This is a genomic window from Methylobacterium sp. NPDC080182 (genome assembly GCF_050281105.1).
GTDB lineage: Bacteria > Pseudomonadota > Alphaproteobacteria > Rhizobiales > Beijerinckiaceae > Methylobacterium.
This window is the reverse complement of record NZ_JBNNWO010000022.1, coordinates 1-20,880: the sequence shown is the minus strand read 5'-3', so window position 1 is coordinate 20,880 and position 20,880 is coordinate 1. Positions and strand designations below refer to the sequence as shown.

Annotated in this window: 29 protein-coding genes and 1 other RNA gene; 18 read left to right on the top strand and 12 right to left on the bottom strand. The window is 71.7% G+C overall.

What is annotated here, in order from left to right:
- Position 1: 1 nt before the first annotated feature.
- On the top strand, positions 2-757 hold the full coding sequence (locus tag ACQKQD_RS28930; protein ID WP_020094895.1) for an ABC transporter ATP-binding protein: 756 nt from the start codon (positions 2-4) through the stop codon (positions 755-757).
- 226 nt (positions 758-983) lie between these two features.
- Here ACQKQD_RS28930 and msrA read toward each other — a convergent pair whose 3' ends face one another.
- Positions 984-1,502, bottom strand: coding sequence for a peptide-methionine (S)-S-oxide reductase MsrA (msrA, locus tag ACQKQD_RS28925; RefSeq protein WP_026605211.1), 519 nt, complete (start codon positions 1,500-1,502; stop codon positions 984-986).
- Between the two features lie 162 nt (positions 1,503-1,664).
- Entirely contained in the window at positions 1,665-1,820 is a 156-nt protein-coding gene (locus tag ACQKQD_RS28920) for a hypothetical protein (RefSeq protein ID WP_020094893.1), read from the bottom strand.
- A gap of 163 nt (positions 1,821-1,983) precedes the next feature.
- Here ACQKQD_RS28920 and ssrA point away from each other — a divergent pair.
- Positions 1,984-2,156, top strand: a transfer-messenger RNA (tmRNA) gene (gene ssrA, locus ACQKQD_RS28915).
- A 264-nt stretch (positions 2,157-2,420) separates the two neighbouring features.
- Complete coding sequence (locus ACQKQD_RS28910; protein ID WP_056530538.1) at positions 2,421-2,714, top strand: hypothetical protein; 294 nt, start codon at positions 2,421-2,423, stop codon at positions 2,712-2,714.
- A 299-nt stretch (positions 2,715-3,013) separates the two neighbouring features.
- Here ACQKQD_RS28910 and ACQKQD_RS28905 read toward each other — a convergent pair whose 3' ends face one another.
- Positions 3,014-3,244: a DUF6894 family protein gene (locus tag ACQKQD_RS28905; protein ID WP_020094891.1), complete on the bottom strand. Its 231-nt coding sequence runs from the start codon at positions 3,242-3,244 to the stop codon at positions 3,014-3,016.
- Between the two features lie 380 nt (positions 3,245-3,624).
- On the opposite strand from ACQKQD_RS28905, the gene ACQKQD_RS28900 reads away from it, so the two are divergent.
- From ACQKQD_RS28900 to ACQKQD_RS28860, 9 genes are all read left to right on the top strand, one after another.
- Positions 3,625-4,458 (top strand): cobalamin B12-binding domain-containing protein, encoded by an 834-nt coding sequence (locus tag ACQKQD_RS28900; RefSeq protein ID WP_026605210.1) that lies wholly within the window; start codon positions 3,625-3,627, stop codon positions 4,456-4,458.
- A gap of 104 nt (positions 4,459-4,562) precedes the next feature.
- Complete coding sequence (locus ACQKQD_RS28895) at positions 4,563-4,784, top strand: hypothetical protein (protein WP_056530534.1); 222 nt, start codon at positions 4,563-4,565, stop codon at positions 4,782-4,784.
- Positions 4,785-4,938: 154 nt separating this feature from the next.
- Positions 4,939-5,628, top strand: coding sequence for a hypothetical protein (locus ACQKQD_RS28890; protein ID WP_091978674.1), 690 nt, complete (start codon positions 4,939-4,941; stop codon positions 5,626-5,628).
- A 230-nt stretch (positions 5,629-5,858) separates the two neighbouring features.
- Positions 5,859-6,278 (top strand): CopG family transcriptional regulator, encoded by a 420-nt coding sequence (locus ACQKQD_RS28885; protein WP_091681679.1) that lies wholly within the window; start codon positions 5,859-5,861, stop codon positions 6,276-6,278.
- Positions 6,279-6,350: 72 nt separating this feature from the next.
- Positions 6,351-7,607, top strand: coding sequence for an extracellular catalytic domain type 1 short-chain-length polyhydroxyalkanoate depolymerase (locus ACQKQD_RS28880; protein WP_427510272.1), 1,257 nt, complete (start codon positions 6,351-6,353; stop codon positions 7,605-7,607).
- A gap of 279 nt (positions 7,608-7,886) precedes the next feature.
- Entirely contained in the window at positions 7,887-8,165 is a 279-nt protein-coding gene (locus ACQKQD_RS28875; RefSeq protein WP_091681675.1) for a hypothetical protein, read from the top strand.
- A 43-nt stretch (positions 8,166-8,208) separates the two neighbouring features.
- On the top strand, positions 8,209-8,340 hold the full coding sequence (locus ACQKQD_RS28870; RefSeq protein WP_273564905.1) for a hypothetical protein: 132 nt from the start codon (positions 8,209-8,211) through the stop codon (positions 8,338-8,340).
- 66 nt (positions 8,341-8,406) lie between these two features.
- Positions 8,407-8,616 carry a hypothetical protein gene (locus ACQKQD_RS28865; protein WP_020094884.1) on the top strand — a complete coding sequence of 70 codons (210 nt, stop codon included), beginning with the start codon at positions 8,407-8,409 and terminating at the stop codon, positions 8,614-8,616.
- A complete protein-coding gene (locus tag ACQKQD_RS28860) occupies positions 8,616-8,900 on the top strand; it encodes a hypothetical protein (RefSeq protein WP_427510271.1) in 285 nt (94 codons plus the stop codon). The genes ACQKQD_RS28865 and ACQKQD_RS28860 overlap by 1 nt, the downstream gene beginning before the upstream one ends.
- Before the next feature lie 73 nt (positions 8,901-8,973).
- Here ACQKQD_RS28860 and ACQKQD_RS28855 read toward each other — a convergent pair whose 3' ends face one another.
- From ACQKQD_RS28855 to ACQKQD_RS28825, 7 genes are all read right to left on the bottom strand, one after another.
- On the bottom strand, positions 8,974-9,342 hold the full coding sequence (locus ACQKQD_RS28855) for a hypothetical protein (protein ID WP_427510270.1): 369 nt from the start codon (positions 9,340-9,342) through the stop codon (positions 8,974-8,976).
- Positions 9,343-9,545: 203 nt separating this feature from the next.
- Positions 9,546-9,890: a hypothetical protein gene (locus ACQKQD_RS28850; RefSeq protein WP_100251778.1), complete on the bottom strand. Its 345-nt coding sequence runs from the start codon at positions 9,888-9,890 to the stop codon at positions 9,546-9,548.
- A 430-nt stretch (positions 9,891-10,320) separates the two neighbouring features.
- Entirely contained in the window at positions 10,321-10,539 is a 219-nt protein-coding gene (locus ACQKQD_RS28845) for a hypothetical protein (RefSeq protein ID WP_056530514.1), read from the bottom strand.
- Positions 10,540-10,735: 196 nt separating this feature from the next.
- On the bottom strand, positions 10,736-11,011 hold the full coding sequence (locus ACQKQD_RS28840) for a hypothetical protein (protein WP_020094879.1): 276 nt from the start codon (positions 11,009-11,011) through the stop codon (positions 10,736-10,738).
- Positions 11,012-11,131: 120 nt separating this feature from the next.
- A complete protein-coding gene (locus ACQKQD_RS28835; RefSeq protein WP_020094878.1) occupies positions 11,132-11,326 on the bottom strand; it encodes a hypothetical protein in 195 nt (64 codons plus the stop codon).
- A 54-nt stretch (positions 11,327-11,380) separates the two neighbouring features.
- Positions 11,381-11,734, bottom strand: coding sequence for a DUF6481 family protein (locus ACQKQD_RS28830; protein ID WP_020094877.1), 354 nt, complete (start codon positions 11,732-11,734; stop codon positions 11,381-11,383).
- Between the two features lie 116 nt (positions 11,735-11,850).
- The gene (locus ACQKQD_RS28825) at positions 11,851-12,060 is read right to left on the bottom strand and encodes a cold-shock protein (RefSeq protein WP_012329763.1); all 210 of its coding nucleotides are present in this window, start codon (positions 12,058-12,060) and stop codon (positions 11,851-11,853) included.
- Between the two features lie 77 nt (positions 12,061-12,137).
- On the opposite strand from ACQKQD_RS28825, the gene ACQKQD_RS28820 reads away from it, so the two are divergent.
- Entirely contained in the window at positions 12,138-12,467 is a 330-nt protein-coding gene (locus tag ACQKQD_RS28820; protein WP_427510269.1) for a hypothetical protein, read from the top strand.
- 143 nt (positions 12,468-12,610) lie between these two features.
- Complete coding sequence (locus ACQKQD_RS28815; protein WP_427510268.1) at positions 12,611-13,246, top strand: class I SAM-dependent methyltransferase; 636 nt, start codon at positions 12,611-12,613, stop codon at positions 13,244-13,246.
- A 41-nt stretch (positions 13,247-13,287) separates the two neighbouring features.
- Here the strand turns inward: ACQKQD_RS28815 and ACQKQD_RS28810 are convergent, their stop codons facing one another.
- Positions 13,288-14,727, bottom strand: a complete 1,440-nt coding sequence (locus tag ACQKQD_RS28810) for a carotenoid oxygenase family protein (protein ID WP_427510267.1) — start codon at positions 14,725-14,727, stop codon at positions 13,288-13,290.
- 313 nt (positions 14,728-15,040) lie between these two features.
- Here ACQKQD_RS28810 and ACQKQD_RS28805 point away from each other — a divergent pair, with 313 nt between their 5' ends.
- The gene (locus tag ACQKQD_RS28805; RefSeq protein ID WP_234083284.1) at positions 15,041-15,346 is read left to right on the top strand and encodes a hypothetical protein; all 306 of its coding nucleotides are present in this window, start codon (positions 15,041-15,043) and stop codon (positions 15,344-15,346) included.
- A gap of 368 nt (positions 15,347-15,714) precedes the next feature.
- Here ACQKQD_RS28805 and chrA read toward each other — a convergent pair whose 3' ends face one another.
- Positions 15,715-16,959: a chromate efflux transporter gene (gene chrA / locus ACQKQD_RS28800; RefSeq protein WP_427510266.1), complete on the bottom strand. Its 1,245-nt coding sequence runs from the start codon at positions 16,957-16,959 to the stop codon at positions 15,715-15,717.
- A gap of 711 nt (positions 16,960-17,670) precedes the next feature.
- Here chrA and ACQKQD_RS28795 point away from each other — a divergent pair.
- The 3 genes from ACQKQD_RS28795 to ACQKQD_RS28785 form a co-directional block, all read left to right on the top strand.
- Positions 17,671-18,120: a hypothetical protein gene (locus ACQKQD_RS28795; protein WP_091681668.1), complete on the top strand. Its 450-nt coding sequence runs from the start codon at positions 17,671-17,673 to the stop codon at positions 18,118-18,120.
- Between the two features lie 86 nt (positions 18,121-18,206).
- Complete coding sequence (locus tag ACQKQD_RS28790) at positions 18,207-19,940, top strand: efflux RND transporter periplasmic adaptor subunit (RefSeq protein WP_427510265.1); 1,734 nt, start codon at positions 18,207-18,209, stop codon at positions 19,938-19,940.
- A gap of 11 nt (positions 19,941-19,951) precedes the next feature.
- A partial coding sequence (locus tag ACQKQD_RS28785; RefSeq protein WP_427510264.1) for an efflux RND transporter permease subunit occupies positions 19,952-20,880 on the top strand: 929 nt, incomplete at its 3' end.

Here is a 20,880-nt window from a genome sequence, read left to right as displayed (position 1 = left end):
GATGACGACGCCCGCCACGCCCCTCCTCGAGATCCGCGACCTCGTCGTCCGCTACGGCGAGATCGAGGCCGTGCGCGGCCTGTCCTTCTCGGTCGGCGCCGGGGAGGTGGTGACGCTGCTGGGGTCCAACGGAGCCGGCAAGTCGACGACGCTCAAGGCGATCTCCGGGCTGGTGCGGCCCGCCGCCGGCACGATCCTGCTGGAAGGGCGGCCGCTGGAGGGCCTGAAGCCCGAGGCGATCGTGCGGCTCGGCGTCGCCCACGTCCCGGAGGGGCGCCGGGTCTTCCCGGGGCTCACGGTGCGCGAGAACATCATGCTGGGCGCGTCCAACCGCGCCGGCCTCGGCAAGCGGGCGCTGCGCGACGAGGTCGAGGCGATGTTCGACCTCTTCCCGGACATCCGCCGATTCGGCGACGCCCTGGGCTGGACGCTGTCGGGCGGCCAACTCCAGATGGTGGCCCTCGCGCGCGGCCTGATGGCCAAGCCCCGCATCCTGCTCCTCGACGAGCCCTCGCTCGGCCTGGCCCCCGTGATCGTCCAGGCGGTGTTCGCGATCATCGCCGAGGTGCGCCGCCGCGGGACCACCGTGCTGCTGGTGGAGCAGAACGCCCGGATGGGGCTCTCGGTCGCCGATCGAGGCTACGTGCTGGAGACGGGCCGGCTCGTCCTGCAGGGCGCCCCCGACGCCCTCTGGGCCAACGACGAGATCCGGTCGGCCTATCTCGGCGGACGGACGAGGCCCGAACTCGCGGGCTGACCGCACCGGGCCTCGTCGGCGACTTCGTCGCTCGCGCGGTGCGGCGCGCGCAACCACCGCCGGACGGAATTGCGTCCGCGACGCGGCGGTCCATCAGCGGTCGGACGCGCCTCGGCCCGCGAGCCCGCCAGCATCACGACCGGCGCGTCTCGGCGGCCGCCGGCGGTACCGTCGCGACCGTGAGGCCCGAGACCGCCGACTGTCCGGCGGCCTCGGCCCGATAAGCCTACGCGCTCTGCGTGGCGGGCGCGCGCGCGGGCAGCACCCAGTTGGGCCTGATGAAGTGGCAGGTATATCCGTCGGGACGCCGCTCCAGGTAGTCCTGATGCTCCGGCTCTGCCTCCCAGAACGGGCCGGCCGGCGCCACTTCGGTCACGACCTTGCCCGGCCACAGGCCGGAAGCGTCGACGTCGGCGATGGTCTCCTCGGCGACGCGGCGCTGGCCCTCGTCGGTGTAGAAGATGGCCGAACGATAGCTCGGGCCCCTGTCGTTGCCCTGGCGGTTCGGCGTCGTCGGGTCGTGGATCTGAAAGAAGAATTCCAGCATGCGCCGGAAACTCGTCCGCGCCGGGTCGTAGATGATCTCGATGGCCTCGGCATGGGTGCCGTGGTTGCGGTAGGTCGCGTTCGGCACGTCGCCGCCCGTGTAGCCGACGCGGGTCGACACGACGCCCTCCTGGCGCCGGATGAGGTCCTGCATGCCCCAGAAGCAACCACCGGCCAGCACCGCCCTCTCGGTTTCCATCGTCGCTCCTCCTGAGCCGTTCCACTGATCGCGCAGATATAGGGATCCCGAGGCGCTCCGCGCTGCGGCCTCGTAGCTTGCCATGCCTGCGATGCCTGCACGAGCACGCGCGGGGTTCCGAGAAGACGTTCGCTGCCGGGCGAACGTCTCCGAAGCGGCCTGTCAGCTCCGCACGAGCGGCTTGTTGACCTTGAAATTCTTCCGTGCCGGTTCGGCCTTGCGGGGATCCGGCTTGTCGGCGAGGAGCCGCTTCACGCGCTCGTTGAAGTCCTCGGGCGTGACGCCCTGCGCTTTGCCGGTCTTGAGTTCGCGTGCCATCTCGGCCTCCGCTTCGTGGCCCAGAGCACGGGATTGCGCGGAGGGATCGCACGCATATGGGCACGCGGCGGCCGCGGCGCCACCGATGTCCGGCCAGGATCGCTGCGTGCACGCGATGGACCGGCGGGCCGGGATGGGTTACGGTGGCTGCGAGGTTGATGACCGGTTCGTAATAACGCTTCAGGACCCGGGGGCGGTACCCGGCGCCTCCACCAGAAGCATCTTGCCCCGGATACCGCGCGGGGACGAGGGCGAGCGTCCGGCGTTGCGGATCGCGCGCTGCCAGGGTGCTTCTGCTGGGGGTGAAACAGGTTCGACTGGGCGGTAAAGGGATCGCGAGTTCTGCCCTGCCTCGGCAGGGTAAGATGCGGCTTTCGGTAAGGACTCGACCGGCTCGGCGCGGGCAACCCTCGTTCCGGGCACCTGACCAAAACTCTAAATGCCAACGACAACGTCGGCATGGAGATGCGCCTCGCGGCGTAATCTTCCGGGGCGTGGGTACGCCTAGCAACAGAACCCGAGGCTTCGGCCTCGGGACCCGCCTTTATCGTCTGCCCGTTGTTCAGTTCGGGGTCGCGTCCGGGCAGATCGGAGACTTGCTTGAACGAGCCCGAACAGGGCAGCGCGGAGGCCGTCTACATCTCGGCCATGGTCGGCGAGATGATGCGGCGCGTCCTGGAGGACGCTCTCGCCGAACTCGCGAGAACCCGCGGTGCGGCCTTCCTGGAGATCTTCGTGGCGCGCGAGCTGGCTCGCTGCGCCGACCTGTTCCGCGAGCGGCCCGGCGACACGCCGGAGACGACGGACATGTTGCGGGCCTGGTTCGCCATGGAGGGCGGTGAGGCGCTACGCGCCGTGGTCGATCGCGCCAGCGTCGAGGCGGCGCGCGACTGAGGCACTCCGCGGATGTGCCTGCCGCCGGGCGCGGGCCCTTACAGGCGGTCCGCGCACGGCGACAGTCCCCGGCGAACTGCTCGCCATCTTCCTGGGCTAAGCTCCGTCTCGGGAATGTTGAGACCGCGATCCCGGCCGAGGACAAGGGAATCGGGGTGACCGCCGGTGAAACCAGCCGAGCGCGGCAGGCCTTCCGTCATCCCTGATCTTGTACCCGCCGCACCGTCGATCAGCGAGAACCCGATCTGCCTCCGTGGCCACGGAGCGCCCGCGCGCCTCGGCAACGGACAGGCTGCAACCTACACATCTGTCGCCGAGAAGCTGGCGCTCGCGCTCATCACGAGCTTGCCCGCTTCGTCGTAGGCTTGAGCGGTGAACGCGTTCACCTCGGTGCGATAGCCCTCATCGCGCAGGATGTCGGTCAGCAGCCGGCGAAGGGTGTCGCGCAGCGCGTCCCGACCGGAAAGTTGCACGCCTTCGTCGTCCTTGACCGTGATGTGATCGGATGTGACGATGAAATATCGCGGCATCGGGCTCTCCGCCGACTGGACATGGCAGCGCGCATCACGCGGTCACCGGCCGCCGAGCCCACAATCGTCTACGCTCGCACAAACGCGGCGCGCGGGCACTCACCTGGATCAATCGCCGCGGCGCGGAACGACCGGCTCTCTCGGTGAAGAGATCGTTCGCTCCGGAGCGCCCTGTCCGCCGTGCCGGATTGACGGGAACCGTCATCCGAGGCGGCAGTTCTGTGCCGGTACCGACCTGTACAGCCCGCACCGGTCGCGGCGCGCGTGAGTTCCGTCAGGCTGTAGCCAAAATCGTCCGTCCGCGATCGGAATTATAGTTCGCTAATCGAGTTGCCTAGTGCCGATACAAAACATATAGTGCCGCGTCGGCGGGGGAGCCAATGCCTGAAATGGCCGGTATCGGTGTCGCGCGCGCCCGCGTCGACCGACGGACTTGGTCCGTTCACGGAGCGGCCAAACGCAACTCGGCCATCATCCAGGCCGGTCTCGCCCGGATCGTCGAGGACGAGATCCTGCCGCGTCTGGCGCTCGCGCATCGGGCGGATCCGCCGTCGCCCGCGTCGACGACGCGATCACCGACGCCTGAGCGCGTCGCCTCTCTCGCTCAAGCGCTGATGGAGGGCGAACCGCACGCCGAGTGGGTGCGCGCGCTCCTGGAAGAGGGCTTGTCGCTGGATGCCCTGCTGCTCGACCTGTTCGCACCCGCAGCGCGGTATCTGGGCGAGCTCTGGGAAGACGATGCCGCCGACTTCCTCGACGTGGCGCTCGCGCTCGGTCGCCTCCAGAACCTGACCCGCGCCCTGTGTGCGGATCTGGAGGGCGTGGACGTGACGGCGAACGGTCGCCGCGTCCTGCTGATGCCCTGTCCCGGTGAGACCCATCTCTTCAGCCTCGCGCTCGTGGCGAGCTTCTTCCGCGAGGCGGGGTGGGACGTGGTCCTGACCAACGGAGCGGACGAGGACCCCGCCAGCTTGGTCCGCGCCGAACAGTTCGATCTGGTCGGCATCTCGCTGTCCTGCGACATCCTCCTGCCGGTGATGGCGGTGTCCGTGGCGAAACTGCGCGCCGCGTCGTGCAACCCGGACCTGCGCGTCATCGTCGGCGGGCCGCTCTTCGTGCGGGAGCCTGCCAGCGCCCGTGTCGTCGGCGCGGACGCCGTCGCCGCGGACGCGCAATCGGCCGTCCGGATCGCGGAGGCCACCCTCGCGCGATGACGCCGTGCGGCCAGGCGCCGGATTCGGCGACTCGCTGCTGCGCGGATCCCTTCTCATCCGGACGGTGTTAGACGTGTCGCGGTAGAGAGGCAGAGATCCAGAATTTGCACGAGTTCGACGAGCAATTGGCGCGTGAATTCGTCCGCGGCCTCGTACAGTCGGCCGTCGCGCGCGGTCTCGATCCGGCCATCCGGCTCGATCAGTTTCGGGCGTTGCAGCAAGCGGTCGTCGCTCTATCGCGAGACGCTGACGTAGTTCGAACCAGCGAGCAGATCATCCGGGCGATCGACTGCGCTCTCCAGGAACTGACCGCGGTGAGATCGTAGTCTGATCGGACGGTTTCCGCGGTGACGCGCGGGACAGGGCCGGTCGCGAGCGACCAGCGATGCCGCGTCCGACGGTCCGTTTCGGCGCCCGTCCCTCGGGCCCGCGGTGACGGTTCGTTGCGGACACCCGGCAAGTGCCCTATCGGCCGCGGTGATGCCCGACCGATCCCTCCGCGCCGTCTGGTCCGACAGCCTCATGGCCGAGGTCGGCGCCCGCCTTCCCCTCTTCGACGACCTGTCCCCGGACACGATCCGGCGTCTGTCGGCCGAGGGCTTCGGGCGCGGCCTGCTGACGGCGTCCCTGCGCGCCCGCCTGCGGAAGGCCGGATTCCCGGATCTCGGTCATCTGGCCCAGTCTTCACCGGTCGCGATCGCCACGATCAGGAAGTTCGGTCCCATCCGCGTCGAGCGCGTCCGGCACTTCATCCTCGACGTGCTGGCGCGCTGGCTCCCGGGCGCGCGGGAGATGCACACACCCGAGGCCACGCGGGCGCGGCGGCTCGGCCGGCTGCGCGGGCTGCCGGCCGGATGCCTGCCCCTCGCGGCGGGTCAGATCGCGGCGCTCCGCTTCGCGGACGCATCCTGTGCGGACATCGCCACGTGTTCGCGTCTCGGGCTCCTCCGGACAGGCGCCGTGACATCCGGTGACGTGGACCACGTCGTCGCCACGCTCACCCGCCTCGCTCGCGCGTCCGATCCGGTGCCTTCGCGTCCCCTGGAGGAGGCCCGGGCGGCACCGTCGTGCGACGCCGCGAGCGCGGCGGCCCGTCGCGCCGCTCTGCTGGCGGAGCAGGATCGCGAATGGGACGAGGCCGCACCGACCGCGCGCCGGCCTCAAAGCTGACGACCCGACCGGGTCCGGAATCGATTTCTCGTGGCGAGACCTAGCAGGGCCGCGCCCTGCCGCGGTTCGATCCGACGCGGCGCTGTTCCTGTCCTCGAGGCAGTTCCGCGCATCCTCGAAGACGTCGCGATCGGCCCCTCCGATTGGAGTCGTCACCGGCAACCCTTGCGCCGCCGCATCTGCACACCATCTACAGACCATCCAACCGGATGTCGTATGGATGGTTTCAAATGGCCGACAAGGTGCACGATCTGCGACCCAGGCTGCCGGACAGCGAGAAGATCACGCTCAACCTCGGTTTCGTCGACCTCGGCCATATCGACCTGATGGTGCGCGACGGCTTCTACGCCAACCGTGCCGATTTCATCCGTACTGCCGTGCGCAATCAGATCGAGCGCCAGGGCGAGGCCGTCAGGCAATCGGTCAGCCGGAAGCAGCTCAGCCTCGGCCTGTCGCACTACACGAAGCAGGCGCTCGAGGCAGCGCGCGACGCGGGCGCGCCGCTGCACATCCAGGTGCTCGGGCTGGCCAGCATCGCCCTCGACGTCACGCCCGAACTGGCGCGCGCCGCCATCGCCTCGGTCGAGGTGCTCGGCGCCTTCCAGGCTAGTCCCGCGGTCAAGGCGGCGCTCGCCGACCGGACGAGCTGACGCCGCCACCTCTCCCCGCCGACGCGGCCGGACCCCGCCGCGCCCGCTTCCCGCTCAGCCAGGACCCGTCCGATGGATCACGCCACGAAGACCGCCTTCACGCGCTTCGCGTTCCCGAAGGTCGACCCCGCCCGTGCCGCCCGCGCCGCGGAGGCGATGGCCAGGCTTCAGGAGCGCCAGGCCGCAGCCTTCAGGCTGTGGTCGGGGGCGGCCCGGAGCGCCGCCGAGACGGGTGCGCCGAGCGCGGACGCGGCCGACATCCTCGACATGGTCGCGCCCTCCGCTCCCGGCGAAGCCTGGGTCGCGCCGGAGACGGCCGGAGAACGTCCGGGCCGCCATCCCCACGCCGGATCCGCGGGCGACATCGCCGGCACCGTGATGCGCACCGTCCAGGAGGCGCTGGCGAAGGCCGGCATCGGCACGGATCGCGACGGGCGGGACGGCGCGACGCCGGCCGCGCCCCGGCTTCCGGAGGGGGCACGCTTCGAGGCCCGCACGTTCACCGGCGCGGCCGGGACCCGAAACTACAAGGTCTACGTACCGAGCGGCTACACCGGCCAGGCCCTGCCCGTCGTGGTGATGCTGCACGGCTGCACGCAGAACCCGGACGACTTCGCCGCAGGCACGCGGATGAACGCGGTCGCGGAGGCGCGCAGCGTCCTGGTGGTCTATCCGGAGCAGCCGCGCTCGGCCAACATGCAGCGGTGCTGGAACTGGTACGAGCCCGGTGACCAGCAGCGGGAGGGCGGCGAGCCCGCCCTGATCGCCGGCATCGTCCGGCAGGTGATCGCGGAGTTCTCGGCCGATGACAGGCGGGTCTACGCGGCGGGCCTGTCGGCGGGCGGGGCTGCCGCCGCGATCCTGGCGATGACCTACCCCGACCTGTTCGCGGCGATCGGCGTCCATTCCGGCCTGGCCTGCGGCTCCGCCCGGGACGTGCCCTCGGCCTTCGCGGCCATGAAGGGGGACGGCGCGCGCGCGACGGGACAACGCCACGCCGTGCCGCTGATCGTGTTCCACGGCGACCGCGACCGCACGGTGCACGCGGCCAACGGCGATCGCGTGGCCGCGCAGGGGCCGTCGGACCCGGAACTCCGCACAGCGGTGACCCAGGGCCGGACACCGGACGGGGTGGACTACACCCGCACCGTCCGTTCGGACGCGTCCGGCCGCGCCATCGTGGAGCAGTGGGTTCTGCACGGAGCCGGGCACGCGTGGTCGGGCGGCAGCCCGGCCGGCTCGTTCACCGACCCGCGCGGACCGGACGCGAGCCAGGAGATGATCCGCTTCTTCCTGGAGCACGCGCGCGCCGCCGGTGCCAGACCCTGAATGTTGCCGGCCGGTCGGCCGCATCGGCCCGGCCGGATCACGGGAACGACCGTCTTCGATCGCAACCGGTCGGCGCGCTCGCGTCCGTCCCGATCATCCAACGGGCGCTGGGCGCAGGTCTCGAGCGGGCCCGCCGCGTCGCGCGCCGGGCGCGACGCCCGTCCGGTCAGGGCTATCTTTGTCGGCCGTGAGAGCGCAGAGTGTTGCCATCACCGGATCGGTTGATCCAGGCTCCGGTGGCTGAGGGTCCATGCCCCCGCCTGCAACGGACAGGCGCGCGTGGCAGACCTCATCACGTTTCCCGCCAAGCCGCGCTCACGACACGCGCGCCGCGCCTATCAGGTCCATCGGCTCGCCCCGACCGGTGGCGTGCTCACGACTTGCGTCATCACAGCGCGCAACGACGGCGACGCCAAGCGGCAGGCAGCGGGTCTGATCGCGGGGCATCATGCCGAGCTCTGGGCAAGCGACCGCCTCGTTGCCGTCTTCGGCCTGTTCGAGACCCCGGTCGCGACCGCGATCCGGTTGCTTCCAGACCAGCCGACGCCCGAACGGTGAGGACGACGTCGTCGGGGCTGTCATCGTATCCAGGAGCGAGATCATGGCAGCGGAACAGAAGCGCGGAAATCGCGAAGCCAAGAAGCCGAAGAAGTCTGTGCCCAAGACCAACGCGTCGGCGCCCTCCGTCAAGGGCTCCGTCGCGGCCGCCACGAAGCCGCCCCGGAAGGCCTGACGCGATGTTCGCGCGTCACGGCCAAGCCGCGTGGTAGAGCCCGGCCAACCCCGGCCGTGCCCGGTGATGCGGAAGCTGACCAGGTTGGTCGTCCGTATGGCGCAGCGACCCGGCCTCCTCGAGAGCGGGCGGCTGATCGATCAGCTCACGGATCTGGAAACCGAGGGCCTGGCCCGGAATATTTCGTGGCGCTCCATCGAGACGATCAGGGCCACTCGATTGAAGCTGCGCGTCGAGGGCCTGATGCCGACGTCGTCTCTGCCGCTCGCTCCCTGATGGATGTGCGCATGACTGATCGTGAGACGTGCTTGGAGGCTCTGGGAGCGCTCATCGTCCGGGCGGACGCGGCCGATCTCGCGGCCGCCCAAGATATCCTGCTGCGACTCGTCCTGCGTGAAGACGGTGCGGAGCGACGCGCGGCGGCCCTCGACGGGCTCCGTGCCGAACTCGCGTGCGCGACGCGGGCGGGCTCCCGCTCGCGCGAGCAGGAAGCCTTTCACACAGTCCTCCTCGCGATGATCGAGCGGACCCGCGACATGGCCGGTGCCACGACGGCGTGACGCGCCGCCGCTGGCCGAGCGACCGCGGAAGCGCGACCCGGTCCTCCGAGGCACGAATGTCCCGCGCCTCCCGTCAGATGCCGATGCTCGCCGCCCCGGCCGCGGCCGCCTGCGGAACGGTGGCGCCGTTCCGCAACGCCATCGCTATGGCGATCGACATGGTGTCGATGGCGAGCGCGCGATCCTGCCCGTAATCGTAGGAGCTGTTTCTCCCGGAACTCAGCCGCGCGTAGTAGGCGTCGGGGAATTCCCGATCGATCCGCGTTCTGAGGAGCTGAGCTGCCGCGGCGTAGTTGGCTTCGAAATCCCGGCCCTTGCTCGCCGATGCCCCCTCGAAGGTCCCGGCTTCCTTTCGCTTGGCGATCGCATCGGACCTGAGCTCCTGCGCGCTGCCAAGAAAAAACTGGATCGTTCTGGAGATCAGCCACCGGACGATGGTCATCGGAATCTCCTGAGCGGGCGGCGAATGCGTGCCCGTGCGGATACATAGCACATCGCGTCGCGCCCTGATCTTAAAAATACGATTTCGGAGACAATTAGGAGCCCCGGCCTACCGCCGCGGTATGCCGGGACGGGGGCCGGACGCCGCGCGCCCACCGAGTCGTCGCGCGTCCCGGCACCCGGCCGTGCCCGCAGAGCCGACGGTCACGGCGGAGAAATCTGCGGACCCGGATGCACCAGGGTCGTGTCGTGTTCGGTCGCCTGCCACACGGGCCAGGAGCCCTCGCGCACGAACATGGCGAACGCCTCGATCACGTCCGGCCGGTCGAAGGCGTGCACGCCCTCGACTGCACGCCCGACGATGCAGACCGCATCCGCCACATCGGCCGCGGGCGAGCGGATATCCAGTGAGAACATCACGCCCGATCGATCGGGCCTGAGCGCGTCGGGCAGGACGTCGATCTTGCGCCAGAGGCAGTACCACCGGGCACAGGCCTCCGGGCGTTCGCTGTAGATCCCGCAGCCCGTTCCGGTGTTGTGCCGGCACACGATCCCTGCCGGCTTGTCGAGGGCAGGGATCGCCAGAGCACGGCAGCACACCGTGCAGGAACCGCATGACCGGCCGGGGACGGTGCGCTCGGGAACGCGCGGGGCATCCCGGCTCGGGACGCCGCGGGCTCGTGCTTCGCTTGCGATCGGTCTGTCCTCGATTGCCGTCGTGCGGCGGCGATGGTGCTGATCTCGGAGAGGCGAGGGGGCTGCGCAACCGTCGGTCGCTGCACAGCCCGCGGAGCCGCATCGCCCTCATACCGTGCCGGCGGCCGCTGTTCACGTCCCCCGTCCGGGATGCCGCTCCGCGATCGGGCTGGACCGAGAGGGCGGCGGGTGCTGCGCGCCAGGAACGGCGTCTTCCCGGCGCGTGCCGGGCGCTTCGACGACGGGCCGTGCCAAGCGGCGCCCGATCCCGCAGGCGGGTGGCTCAGGCGGCCGGGCGCCGCGCGTGCCGCCACGCCGCGATCGCGCTCCGTCTCGCCTCGAAGGCCGTGCGCAACCGCGTGCCCGGTGCGCCCTGACGCTCCGCGCCGAAGCCGTGGAGCAGGACCGCATCGGGTCCGAAGACGCGACGCATCTCGGCGCGCCAGAGGCGGTCCGCGACGGCGAGCGTCGTCTCGGTTTCCGCGAAGCGTTCGATGTTCATGGCAGACGTCCTCCGCTCACCGCCGCCTGCCACAACGCGCTGTCCTGCCCGGAGGTCCAACGCGGCCGTGACCCCGGTCGCGGCCGCAGATCGGCTCGGGGGATCGGCGCGGCTGGAAGACCTCGTGGGTTACGAGGGTCGCACTTCGGCTTCTCCGCGCGATCCCGCGGTGTGGCCGGGCCAGGGGGCCGTCGTGTCAGAGCGCCCGCGCGAGGCCCGCTTCCAGATCGAGTGCGCTGGCGGTCTGCTGAGAGAGGCGGACGCCCGTCGGCTCGACCTCCGCATCGGCTTTCACCGCGCGGCGCACGATGGCCAGCGCCTCGTCCTCCGAGGTGGTAATCGCGGCGTAGAACATGACCAATCGGCCCGACAGCTCCGCGTCGTCGGGCCGCGTCACCTTGAGGATGAAGGCCGTCTGATTGGGTTCGATCATCGCCGCATCGGCCGGGTGGATGTCCTTCGTCGTCGTCATGGATCGCAAGGGCCTCGATCTCGGTCCATCCGGACGCCTTCCGCCGGGCCGGTGCACCATGGCGGATGCGCGTCACGGGACGTCGCGTCGTCCCCCGCGCGCCCGACCGCCCGAGACGGTTCAGGCGGGCGTGAGTTCGCCTTCCCGCACGGCGCGCTCGCCGCTCGCGGACTTGATGCGGTAAGTCGGCTCGCCGGAACGGTCGTCCGGCGTCAGGCGGACCACCTCGAAGAGGCCGTCGACGGTGCTCTTACTGCCAGCGTAGCTGATCCCCAGCTGCCGGACATGCTGGCCGATCTTGAACTTGTGAGACATGGGTCGTCCTCCGGAGTGATGGCGCGCGCGGGCTGGGTTCGGCCTAGCGGCGTGCTAGCGGCGTGCACGCGCCTTGCGGGCCGCGAATCGCGCGTCGCGTGCCGCCTTCTGTTCGGCGGCGCGGGCAACCTGCTGCTCCGCCTTCTCGGCGGCCAGACGGTCTGACTCGGCCTCGGCGCGGGCCTGCGCGGCCTGGACCTCAGCCTCACGCTCGATCTCGGCGGCCAGACGAACGGCTTCCCGTTCGGTCGCCCGCAGGTCCCGGGCCTGGACGACCGCGCGCCGCGCGGCTTGCCGAGCGAGGACGACCGGATCATCGGCCGCCGGGCGTGCCCGGAACCGGGCCAGTGTGGCCTGCCGCGCTCTGGCCGTCTCCGCGAGACGATCGACGAGGTGATCGGTTTTCAAAGGCTTCACGAACTCTCCGTGGGCGCACCGGACGTCAGCCCCGGTGGCGAGACATGGATGAAGCCGCTCCGCGGTAGGAACGGCTTCGAAGCGCGTCACGAGTGGACGCGTGAGACTCAGGCCGCCTGAAGGCTGCCGGCCGACTGCTTGCCGGTCCTCCGGTCGGTCTCCATCTCGTAGGAGACCTTCTGGCCCTCGTTCAGGCCTTGCATGCCGGCGCGCTCGACGGCCGAGATGTGGACGAACACGTCCTTGCCGCCGTCATCCGGCTGGATGAAGCCGAAGCCCTTGGTGTCGTTGAACCATTTAACGGTGCCGATGGTCATAGGTATTCCATGTCAGTGAAGGCAAATAGATAGGGCGGGCGCATGGGTCACACGCGCCCGGTCGCCGGATGTCGAAAATGGGAGAGATGCAGAACGCTCGCCCTGTTGAGGCGATACGGCCGGATACCTGGCCAAAAATCGATTTCATATCTGTACGCCATCGACGTGTCGATGACAAGTACATTGAGAAATTGCGCGTTTCACGCCGATTTGTGCGGCGATTATTTATCCTGAAACTTCGCGTGGCGTTTCCCGTGAACGGCTCGGACGAAGCGGCTTGCCGGTTCCCGTGCGGTCCCGCGTTCGGCCGCCCGATCTCCGGCAGTGTCGACGGCCGGTCGCGCGTGATGAGGAGGGCCGCGCCAGCGGGGCGGACAAGCGGCGGCAACGTCGGCTCCGACCCGTGATGCCGTCCGCGCCACGGCGCGGATGCGGCGACGTGGACACCTGGCCGCGGGGCGTCCGGGCTCTCTCTACACGCGCACGCAATCCACGGTTCGCGCGCCGGTTCTGGGAGCCGGCGCGCCGTCAGATCCGGAAGCGCGCTACGATGACCCAGGATCTGCCGGACTTTCCCCCGGAGGCGTTCGCCAAGCACGACCGCGATCCCGATCCCGCCTTCTACGCGCAACCGCGCTTCGTGACCCATATCGATGCCGCCGCGGTGGCGGCGGTCACCGACCTCTACAGGGCGATCGTGCTGGCGGGCGGCGACGTCCTCGACCTGATGTCGAGCTGGGTCAGCCACCTGCCGGACGAGGTCGCGTATGCCAGCGTCACCGGTCACGGCCTGAACGCCGCCGAACTCGCCGCCAACCCGCGCCTGACCCGGCATTTCGTGCAGGACCTCAACGTTGAGCCGCGCCTGCCGCTCGACACGGCCTGCGTCGACGCCGCGCTGATCTGCGTCTCGGTCCAGTATCTCCAGCGCCCCGTCTCCGTCCTGTCCGAGGTCGCGCGCGTGCTGCGTCCCGGCGCCCCGGCGGTGATCAGCTTCTCGAACCGCTGCTTCCCGACCAAGGCGGTGGCCATCTGGAGTGCCCTCGACGGTGGGGGACATGCCCAGCTCGTCGGCCTGTACCTCCAGCGCGCCGGCTTCGCCCGCGTCGAGCGGCGCGTCCTCAAGCCCGCGGGAGGTCCCGGCGACCCCGTGACGGCGGTGGTCGGCTGGACGGCCGCGGCCTGATCGGTCCGGATGCGGCCGTCACCGGGACCGCGCCCGGTCTCTCAGGCCGGCGCGCGCGCCGGGAACCAGTTGCCGTGGAAGCCCGGGGGGATCCGGTGCCCGAGGCGGATCCGGGCGAGGGGAGGGGCGTCGAACGCCCGCGCGTCGAGGACGGTGAAGTCGGTCACGTCGCCGGCGGTGTCGATCACGAGCCCGACGAGCCAGCCCTCGTCCTCATCGGCCCCGGTCCGCGCCGGCACGAAGACGAACTCCCCCGGGACGTGACCGGGACCGAAGTCGTGCACGTGGCGCGCGCCCGTCTCGAGGTCGTGCTTGTAGAGCTGCGTCGCACCGGCGAGCTGCGTGTTGCCGTCGGCCGGCACGCTGACCGTGTAGACGTAGCGGTGGCGCTGCCCGAGGCGCCGCTCATCGATGCGGGGGAATTCCTGCGCCGCCGCGTCGATCACGCGCCGCTCGACCCGACCCGTCGACGGGTCGATGATCCAGCGCTCGAGCCGGCCCGGCGCGTCGAGCCCGCCGGCGGCCGAGGCGAACACCGTCCCGTAGGCGACGACATCGAGGATCACCCGCCCGTCCGCGTCGTCGTAGGCGTTGGCGGTGTGGAACACGAAGCAGGGCTCGACGGCGCACCAGACGATGTCGGCGCCGTCGCCCTGACGCGGGAGGAGGCCGACACGGGCCCCATGGCCGGGGTTCCAGCGGAACGGGAAGCGGTACCCGGCGAGCAGGGCCCGGAACGAGAACGTGACCGGCAGGTCCAGCACGATCACGAAGCGCGCCGTGATCGCGCAATCGTGGATGCACGGGCCGTGCGCGACCGCGACCGGCACATCGCGCACGACCCGCCCGCTCGGGGCGAGGACGACGTGGCGCACGCTGTCCCAGACGCGGCCGTCGTACGCGACGGCGTGCGTCTCGCCGGTCAGCGGGTCGCGGTGCGGGTGCCCGCTGAAGGAGCCGGCCAGCGTCCCGTCGAACGGGTTGTAGCGCTGCGCCTCCAGGGTGGGCGAGAGTTCGACCGGGAAGCTGCCGGCCTCCACCACCGCGAAGATCCGGTCGCCGATCGCGACGACGTTGGTGTTGACGGTGTCGTTGCCGCCCCGCCGCGGCCCGGGCGCCGCGGGCCGCTCGAGCGCCGCGGCGGCCGTGCGCGAGCCGATCCAGCGGTTGCGATACCACAGTGCCTTGCCGCCCTCGAGCGCGAGACCGTGCACCATGCCGTCGCCGAGGAACCAGTCGTGGCCCCGCGTCGCCGCGCGGACGGGGTTCGCCCCCATCTTGAGATAGAGGCCGTCGAGGCCGGGCGGGATCGTCCCGGTGACCGGCAGGTTCTCCAGCGTCAGCTCCGCGCGCATCGGCGCGTGGACACCGACGACGAAGGGATTCGCCGCCCTGGGCAGCCGCAGCCGGTTGCAGGCCGCCACCAGGCCGACGCCGAACTCGGCGGCCGCGCGGAAGGCCGACTGGACTCGATTCGGCATCGGCAGCGCTTCCAGGATGGGGCGGCGGGCAGGAGCGACATCGACGCGAGGCCGTCCGGGTCCTCGCCATGGGAGGCCGCCGCACGCGCTTCACGGCGCAGTATAGCCGAAAGCGGTGAGGCGGCGTGCTGCCGGATGCCGCTGCGACCGGAGGCGGCGCGCGTGACGCATGCGGGTGGTCTCGCGACGGTCCGCCTCCGCGCGGTGATCCAAGGTCGCGGACGTTGCCGCCGCGCCCGTTCCCGACCCGAGGCCGGCTCTCGCGATGTCCGCTCCGCGTCGTTCCGACCTGCCGGCCCGCGGGATCGGGCCCATGGCCGTGCCTCGCCGCGACGAGACCCGCGATGAATCGGCATCGGCTGCGTGGCCGGTCTCGCTGCGCGCTGGATCGAACAGCGGCCGGGTGACGTTCCTCATCGCCTACATCGCCCAGACAGGAGGAACGCTCATGCGAATTCGCTATCTGCTGCCGCTCGTCGGCTTGCTCGCGCTCACGGCCTGCAAGGACGAGAAGAAGGCCGAGACCCCCCCGCCGCCTCCGCCTCCCGCCGGCACGGCGCCGGCGAACCCTGCGCCTCCGGCCACCACGACGAATCCGGCTCCCGCCAACAAGCCGTAGCCGAGGCGCCTCGAAGGTGGCGGGCCCTGTGACGCATTCCAGGCCCACAGGGCCCGCCCGTCGCGGCCGGGGCCGACGCCGCTGCCGCCGGCGATGCCGCCGGTCTGGGCGCGCAGCCGAAGCGAAGCTCCGCGACGGGGACGGGGCAGTTCCGTTCCGCTCCGCGATCCGGCGCAGCGTCAGCACCGCCTGCTCCGCGCTCGTCTTCCGACCGCGCCGCATGTCCGGCTCCCTCGGTCGAAGCTGATCCTCCCGCTCGCACCGGCCAGGACGGGTCCAGGTCGGTCGGGTCCAGGTCGGTCGGGTCCAGGTCGGTCGGGTTCAGGTCGGCCGGGTCGAGCGGGCCGATCGGGTCAGGGCGGCTCCGGTCAGAGCGAGGCGAGGGCGACACCGCCCAGGGCCGTGAGCGCGACGACGATCCACGGCGCCACCCGACCGACCGTCAGCAGCACGAACGCCAGCACGGCCACGGCGAAATCGCGCGGGTTGCCGACCGCGCTGCTCCAGACGGGATCGTAGAGCGCGGAACCGAGGATTCCGACCACCGCCGCGTTGGTCCCGCGCATCGCAGCCTGGGCCAGCGGACGCGTCCGGAACGCGTCCCAGTAGGGCAGCGTGCCGTAGACCAGGAGCACGCCCGGCAGGAAGATCGCGACCAACGCGATGGCCGCGCCGACCACGCCGTGGGGCGACGGCCCCGCGACCGCGCCGAGGTAGGCCGCGAACGTGAACAGCGGGCCGGGCACGGCCTGGGCGGCGCCGTACCCGGAGAGGAAGGTGCCGGGGCCGACCCAGCCCGGCGCGACCACCTCGGCCTGCAGCAGCGGCAGCACCACGTGGCCGCCGCCGAACACCAGGGCGCCGGAGCGGTAGAAGGCGTCGAACAGCGCCAGGCCCTGGGATGGCAGGCCGGCGACGAGCAGATGGGGCACGACGAGGAGCAGGGCGAAGGCGACCAGCGCCGCGGCGCCGGCCCGCCGGGACACCGGGACCGCGAGGTGCCCCGCCTGCGCCTGCGGTGGCGCCCGGCAGAGGACGAGCCCGGCGAGGGCACCGAGGGCGATGGCGCCGAGCTGCCCGACCGAGCCCGCGACGAACACCGTGAGGAACAGGGCCGCCACCGCGATGCCGGCGCGCGGCCGGTCCGGTGCCAGGGAGCGGGCCATCCCCCAGACCGCCTGCGCGACGACCGCCACGGCGACGAGCTTGAGACCGTGGATCACGCCGTCGGCGACCGGACCCGACAGGGCCGCGGCGCCGTAGGCGAAGGCCAGGAGCAGCAGGGCCGAGGGCAGCGTGAACCCCGCCCAGGCGGCGAGCCCCCCCAGGAGGCCGCCGCCGCGGAGCACGCCGAGCGAGAACCCGACTTGGCTGGAGGCGGGCCCGGGAAGGAACTGACACAGCGCCACCAGATCGGCATAGCCGCGCTCGTCCAGCCATCGGCGCCGGGTGACCAGCTCGTCGCGGAAGTAGCCCAGGTGCGCGATGGGGCCGCCGAACGCGGTCAATCCGAGCTTGAGGAAGGCGCGGAAGACCTCTCCCACGGAACCGGGCGCGCGTGCGGACGCGGACTCGGGCCGCCCGGGCTCAGCGGACGATGAGGCGTCGGTCATGGGCGGCCTGGGTCCGGGCGTGTCGCGAAGGGGCGGGCGTGGCTGGCGTCCAACGACCGGCACCGGGCACCTCGGGGTCGAGCCGCGTCCGGATGCCGTCCGGGAAGAACACCGCCGGGCGTATTACCAAGCTTACCAGCAGGCACACCAGGATGACCCAACCGGTTTCCGCGGTTCGCGGGAGGTCGTGCCAGGAACGCATCCGTCACGTCCTCGCGAACAGGCGGAGCGGGCCACGGGCGCTCGCGGGACTGATCCGCTCCGCTCGAGGCCGGCGAGGCCGGGCGTGGGACGACCGGCGCAGGATACCATCCCGGCCGGGCGGGATGGCACCGGACGAGTCTCGGCCTTCGATGGGCGCGAAGCTGGGCAGATCTCGGGCCTTGACCTTCCAACGGTGGGAAGCCCCATCTCGTCCGGACGCCGTCGGGAGGAGAGCCACATGGTCCGCTTCGAGGTCGGGAAGACGGGGCGCGGCGGCTGCGCCGGGTCCGTGATCCGCGCCGTGCAGGCCGTCGCGCCCAGCGCCCGGATCGAGGTCGACATAGAGGTCGACTTGGCGACGAAGCGCGTCACCGCGGCCGGCTTCCCGGCCGAGCCCGTGCTCGCGGCGGCCCCAGGGGACGCCGCAGCGACCGGAATCGCACGTCGGCGTCCACGTCCCGGCCGCGGACATGGTCCCGCCGCCAGAACCGGTGTAATCCCGTACCCATGAGCCCGGACCGGCAGATCCTGCGCCTGATGGCGGCGATGATCCTCGCGATCGTCGCCTACGTCGCGCCGTCCGCCGCCCAGGCCCACGAGGGCCATGCCCACCACGGCCACCGCGCGGCCGCGGCGCAGCCGAGGGCGGTCGCCCCGGTCGCCGCATCCGTACCGGTGACGCCCGCCGCCCGGTCGGCGGCGCCGGCATGGTCCAAGGTCGCCCGCGCCACCGTCGCGGCGGCGCGCGTCGAGCCGACCGAGGACGGGTGCTGTCGTCCGGGCCGCGAGACCCGCTGCTGCGGGACGATGGCCTGCTGCGCCACCGGCGTCCTCGGGGGGCCCCCTGGCCTGTCGCCGGACCTGTTCGGCGCCGTCACGCTGGTCCCGGGCGACGTCGCCGGCCGCACCGGCCTCGGCCCCGAGGCCCTGCCCGAGCCCCCACGAACCCGCGCGTGAGATGAGGCGCGCCCGAGGCGCGCGACGCCCGAGGTGCGCCCGCCCGTGGCCGCGCCCGGCATCCCCATCGCGAGGATACCGTTTCCATGTCGACCCGTCTTGCCGCCGCCCTCGGCGCGGTGGCGCTGCTCGCCGCCGTCCCGGCGGGGCCCGCCCGCGCCCACGAGGGCCACGACCACGGCGCCGCCCAGCCCCCCGTCTCGAAGACCATCGCCCCGCGCGGCGAGACATTCTCCGACGCCTTCGAGCTGGTCGCCATCCCGCGCGACGGCGCCCTGACCCTGTTCCTCGACCGCTTCCGGACGAACGAGCCGGTGACCGGCGCGACGATCGAGGTCGAGACCCCCGAGGGCCCGAGGACCGCCAGCGCCACGCCCGGGGGCGGCTACACGCTGACGGCCCCGTGGCTGTCGAGGCCCGGCCGGCACGACCTCGTCGCGACGGTCACCGCCGGCGACGCGGTCGACGTGCTGCCGGTCACGGTGACCGTGCCGGCCGATGCCGGCGCCGCAATTCCCGCCGAGCCGGCCGCGGCACGGGCGGCGCTCGCGCGCGTCTCGGAGGTCGCCCGCGGCGTCCGCCAGCGCCTCGGCGCCGGGGACCCGATCCTGGTCGGCGCGGTCGCCGTCGCCTTCCTGCTCGGCGTCCTCGTCACCGCCCTCGCGCGAGGCCGCCGCGGCGTCCCGACGGCGGCGATGATCGCCGTCGGCATCACCCTCGTTCTGGGCACCGCCGCCTTCGCGCACGGCGACGACGACCGCGAAGCCCCCGTGCGGGGGGCCGCGCTGACCGGGACGCGCCCGGCCGCGCCGTCCGCGTCGGACCTCGCGCAGCGCCTGCCCGACGGATCCGTCTTCGTGCCGAAGCCCACCCAGCGCCTGCTCGCCCTGCGCACGACGATGACCGAGCGGGGCAGCTTCCACCGCTCGGTCGAGCTGCCCGGCCGCATCATCCCGGACCCGAACGCCAGCGGCGTCGTGCAGTCCTCGGTCGGCGGTCGCCTGTCGCCTCCGCCCTCGGGACTGTTCCCGCGCCTCGGCACGCGGGTGCGCAAGGGCGAGGTCCTGGCCACGGTCACACCGCCGATCCAGGCCGTCGACGTCTCCGACATGCGCCAGACGCAAGGGGATCTCGACCAGCAGATCTCTATCGTCGAGCGCCGGGTCGACCGCTACAGGCGGCTCGCCCTGACCGGCGCCGTGGCCCAGACCCAGCTCGACGACGCCCTGGCGGAGCTCAAGGGCCTGCAGGATCGACGGTCGGCCCTCGACAGGATCAGGCGTGAGCCGGAGCCGCTCGTCGCGCCGGTCGACGGCGTCGTCGCGCAGGCCGCGGCGGTGGCCGGTCAGATGGCCACCCCCGGGCAGATGGTCTTCCAGGTCGTCGACCCGGGCCGCCTCTGGGTCGAGGCTCTGAGCTTCGACGCCCTCGCGGCGGCGCAGGACGCCACCGCACGGCTCGCCGACGGCCGGACCCTCAAGCTCGCCTACCAGGGTTCGGGCCTCGCCGACCGCAACCAGGCCATCCCGGTGCAGTTCGCCGTCCAGGGCGACGCCTCGGGCCTGCGGGTCGGGCAGTTCGTCACCGTGCTCGCCGGGACCGACACCGAGCAGGCCGGGCTGGCGCTGCCGCGCGCGGCGGTCGTGCGCGCGGGGAACGGGCAGGACGTCGTCTACGAGCACACCACCGCCGAGCGCTTCGAGGCGCGGCCGGTCCGCGTCGAGCCCCTCGACGGCGGCCGGGTGCTGGTGGCGGAGGGGGTCGGGCCCGGCAAGCGGGTCGTGACGCAGGGCGCCGAACTCCTCGACCAGGTCCGCTGAGGGATCCGCCGATGTTCACCGTCCTCGTCGGACAATCGGTCCGCAACCGCCTGCTCGTCCTCGCGCTCGCCGCGGTGCTCGTGCTCTACGGCGCCTTCACCGCCACCAAGCTGCCCGTCGACGTCTTCCCCGACCTCAACAAGCCCACCGTCACCATCATGACGGAGGCCGAGGGCTACGCGCCCCAGGAGGTCGAGCAGCTCGTCACCTACCCCATCGAGACCCGGATGAACGGTCTGCCGGGCGTCACCCGGGTGCGCTCGGTCTCGGGCGTGGGGCTGTCCATCACCTACGTCGAGTTCGACTGGGGCACGGACATCTACCGGAACCGGCAGCAGGTCGCGGAGCGCCTCGCCCTGGTGCAGGACCAACTGCCCCGGAGCGTGACCCCGGTCATGGGCCCGATCTCCTCGATCATGGGCCAGATCCTGCTGGTGGCGGTCACGGGCGACACCGCGACCCCCATGCAGGTGCGCGAGGTCGCCGACTTCACGATCCGGCCGCGGCTGCTGACCATCCCGGGCGTCGCGCAGGTCATCCCCATCGGCGGCGAGGTGCGCCAGTTCCGGGTCAGCCCGAACCCGGCCGCCATGCGCGCGCTCGCCGTCACGAACGCGCAGCTCGAGGCGGCGCTCGCCCGGTTCGGCACCAACGCCGGCGGCGGATTCACCGACCAGAACGCGCGCGAGTACCTGATCCGGAACATCGGCCGGACCATGAGCCTCGACGACCTGCGCAGCCTGGTGGTCGCGACGATCAACGACGCGCCCGTCCACCTGAGGCAGGTCGCCGAGGTCTCCTTCGCCGCGAAGGTGAAGCGCGGCGACGCCGGCTACATGGCGAGGCCCGCGGTCATCGTCTCGGTCGAGAAGCAGCCGGACGTCGACACGGTGCGGCTCACCCGCAGCATCGAGGCCGCCCTGAAGGAGATGGGACCGAC

What these genes read in the sequence shown, in the direction of transcription:
- ACQKQD_RS28930 (WP_020094895.1), top strand. Translation starts at nt 2, where the DNA reads ATGACGACGCCCGCCACGCCCCTCCTCGAGATCCGCGACCTCGTCGTC.
- msrA (WP_026605211.1), bottom strand. Translation starts at nt 1,502, where the DNA reads ATGGAAACCGAGAGGGCGGTGCTGGCCGGTGGTTGCTTCTGGGGCATG.
- ACQKQD_RS28920 (WP_020094893.1), bottom strand. Translation starts at nt 1,820, where the DNA reads ATGGCACGCGAACTCAAGACCGGCAAAGCGCAGGGCGTCACGCCCGAG.
- ACQKQD_RS28905 (WP_020094891.1), bottom strand. Translation starts at nt 3,244, where the DNA reads ATGCCGCGATATTTCATCGTCACATCCGATCACATCACGGTCAAGGAC.
- ACQKQD_RS28900 (WP_026605210.1), top strand. Translation starts at nt 3,625, where the DNA reads ATGCCTGAAATGGCCGGTATCGGTGTCGCGCGCGCCCGCGTCGACCGA.
- ACQKQD_RS28890 (WP_091978674.1), top strand. Translation starts at nt 4,939, where the DNA reads ATGCCCGACCGATCCCTCCGCGCCGTCTGGTCCGACAGCCTCATGGCC.
- ACQKQD_RS28885 (WP_091681679.1), top strand. Translation starts at nt 5,859, where the DNA reads ATGGCCGACAAGGTGCACGATCTGCGACCCAGGCTGCCGGACAGCGAG.
- ACQKQD_RS28880 (WP_427510272.1), top strand. Translation starts at nt 6,351, where the DNA reads ATGGATCACGCCACGAAGACCGCCTTCACGCGCTTCGCGTTCCCGAAG.
- ACQKQD_RS28870 (WP_273564905.1), top strand. Translation starts at nt 8,209, where the DNA reads ATGGCAGCGGAACAGAAGCGCGGAAATCGCGAAGCCAAGAAGCCGAAG.
- ACQKQD_RS28865 (WP_020094884.1), top strand. Translation starts at nt 8,407, where the DNA reads ATGCGGAAGCTGACCAGGTTGGTCGTCCGTATGGCGCAGCGACCCGGC.
- ACQKQD_RS28860 (WP_427510271.1), top strand. Translation starts at nt 8,616, where the DNA reads ATGGATGTGCGCATGACTGATCGTGAGACGTGCTTGGAGGCTCTGGGA.
- ACQKQD_RS28855 (WP_427510270.1), bottom strand. Translation starts at nt 9,342, where the DNA reads ATGACCATCGTCCGGTGGCTGATCTCCAGAACGATCCAGTTTTTTCTT.
- ACQKQD_RS28845 (WP_056530514.1), bottom strand. Translation starts at nt 10,539, where the DNA reads ATGAACATCGAACGCTTCGCGGAAACCGAGACGACGCTCGCCGTCGCG.
- ACQKQD_RS28840 (WP_020094879.1), bottom strand. Translation starts at nt 11,011, where the DNA reads ATGACGACGACGAAGGACATCCACCCGGCCGATGCGGCGATGATCGAA.
- ACQKQD_RS28835 (WP_020094878.1), bottom strand. Translation starts at nt 11,326, where the DNA reads ATGTCTCACAAGTTCAAGATCGGCCAGCATGTCCGGCAGCTGGGGATC.
- ACQKQD_RS28825 (WP_012329763.1), bottom strand. Translation starts at nt 12,060, where the DNA reads ATGACCATCGGCACCGTTAAATGGTTCAACGACACCAAGGGCTTCGGC.
- ACQKQD_RS28820 (WP_427510269.1), top strand. Translation starts at nt 12,138, where the DNA reads ATGGGAGAGATGCAGAACGCTCGCCCTGTTGAGGCGATACGGCCGGAT.
- ACQKQD_RS28815 (WP_427510268.1), top strand. Translation starts at nt 12,611, where the DNA reads ATGACCCAGGATCTGCCGGACTTTCCCCCGGAGGCGTTCGCCAAGCAC.
- ACQKQD_RS28810 (WP_427510267.1), bottom strand. Translation starts at nt 14,727, where the DNA reads ATGCCGAATCGAGTCCAGTCGGCCTTCCGCGCGGCCGCCGAGTTCGGC.
- ACQKQD_RS28805 (WP_234083284.1), top strand. Translation starts at nt 15,041, where the DNA reads ATGGCCGTGCCTCGCCGCGACGAGACCCGCGATGAATCGGCATCGGCT.
- chrA (WP_427510266.1), bottom strand. Translation starts at nt 16,959, where the DNA reads ATGACCGACGCCTCATCGTCCGCTGAGCCCGGGCGGCCCGAGTCCGCG.
- ACQKQD_RS28795 (WP_091681668.1), top strand. Translation starts at nt 17,671, where the DNA reads ATGAGCCCGGACCGGCAGATCCTGCGCCTGATGGCGGCGATGATCCTC.
- ACQKQD_RS28790 (WP_427510265.1), top strand. Translation starts at nt 18,207, where the DNA reads ATGTCGACCCGTCTTGCCGCCGCCCTCGGCGCGGTGGCGCTGCTCGCC.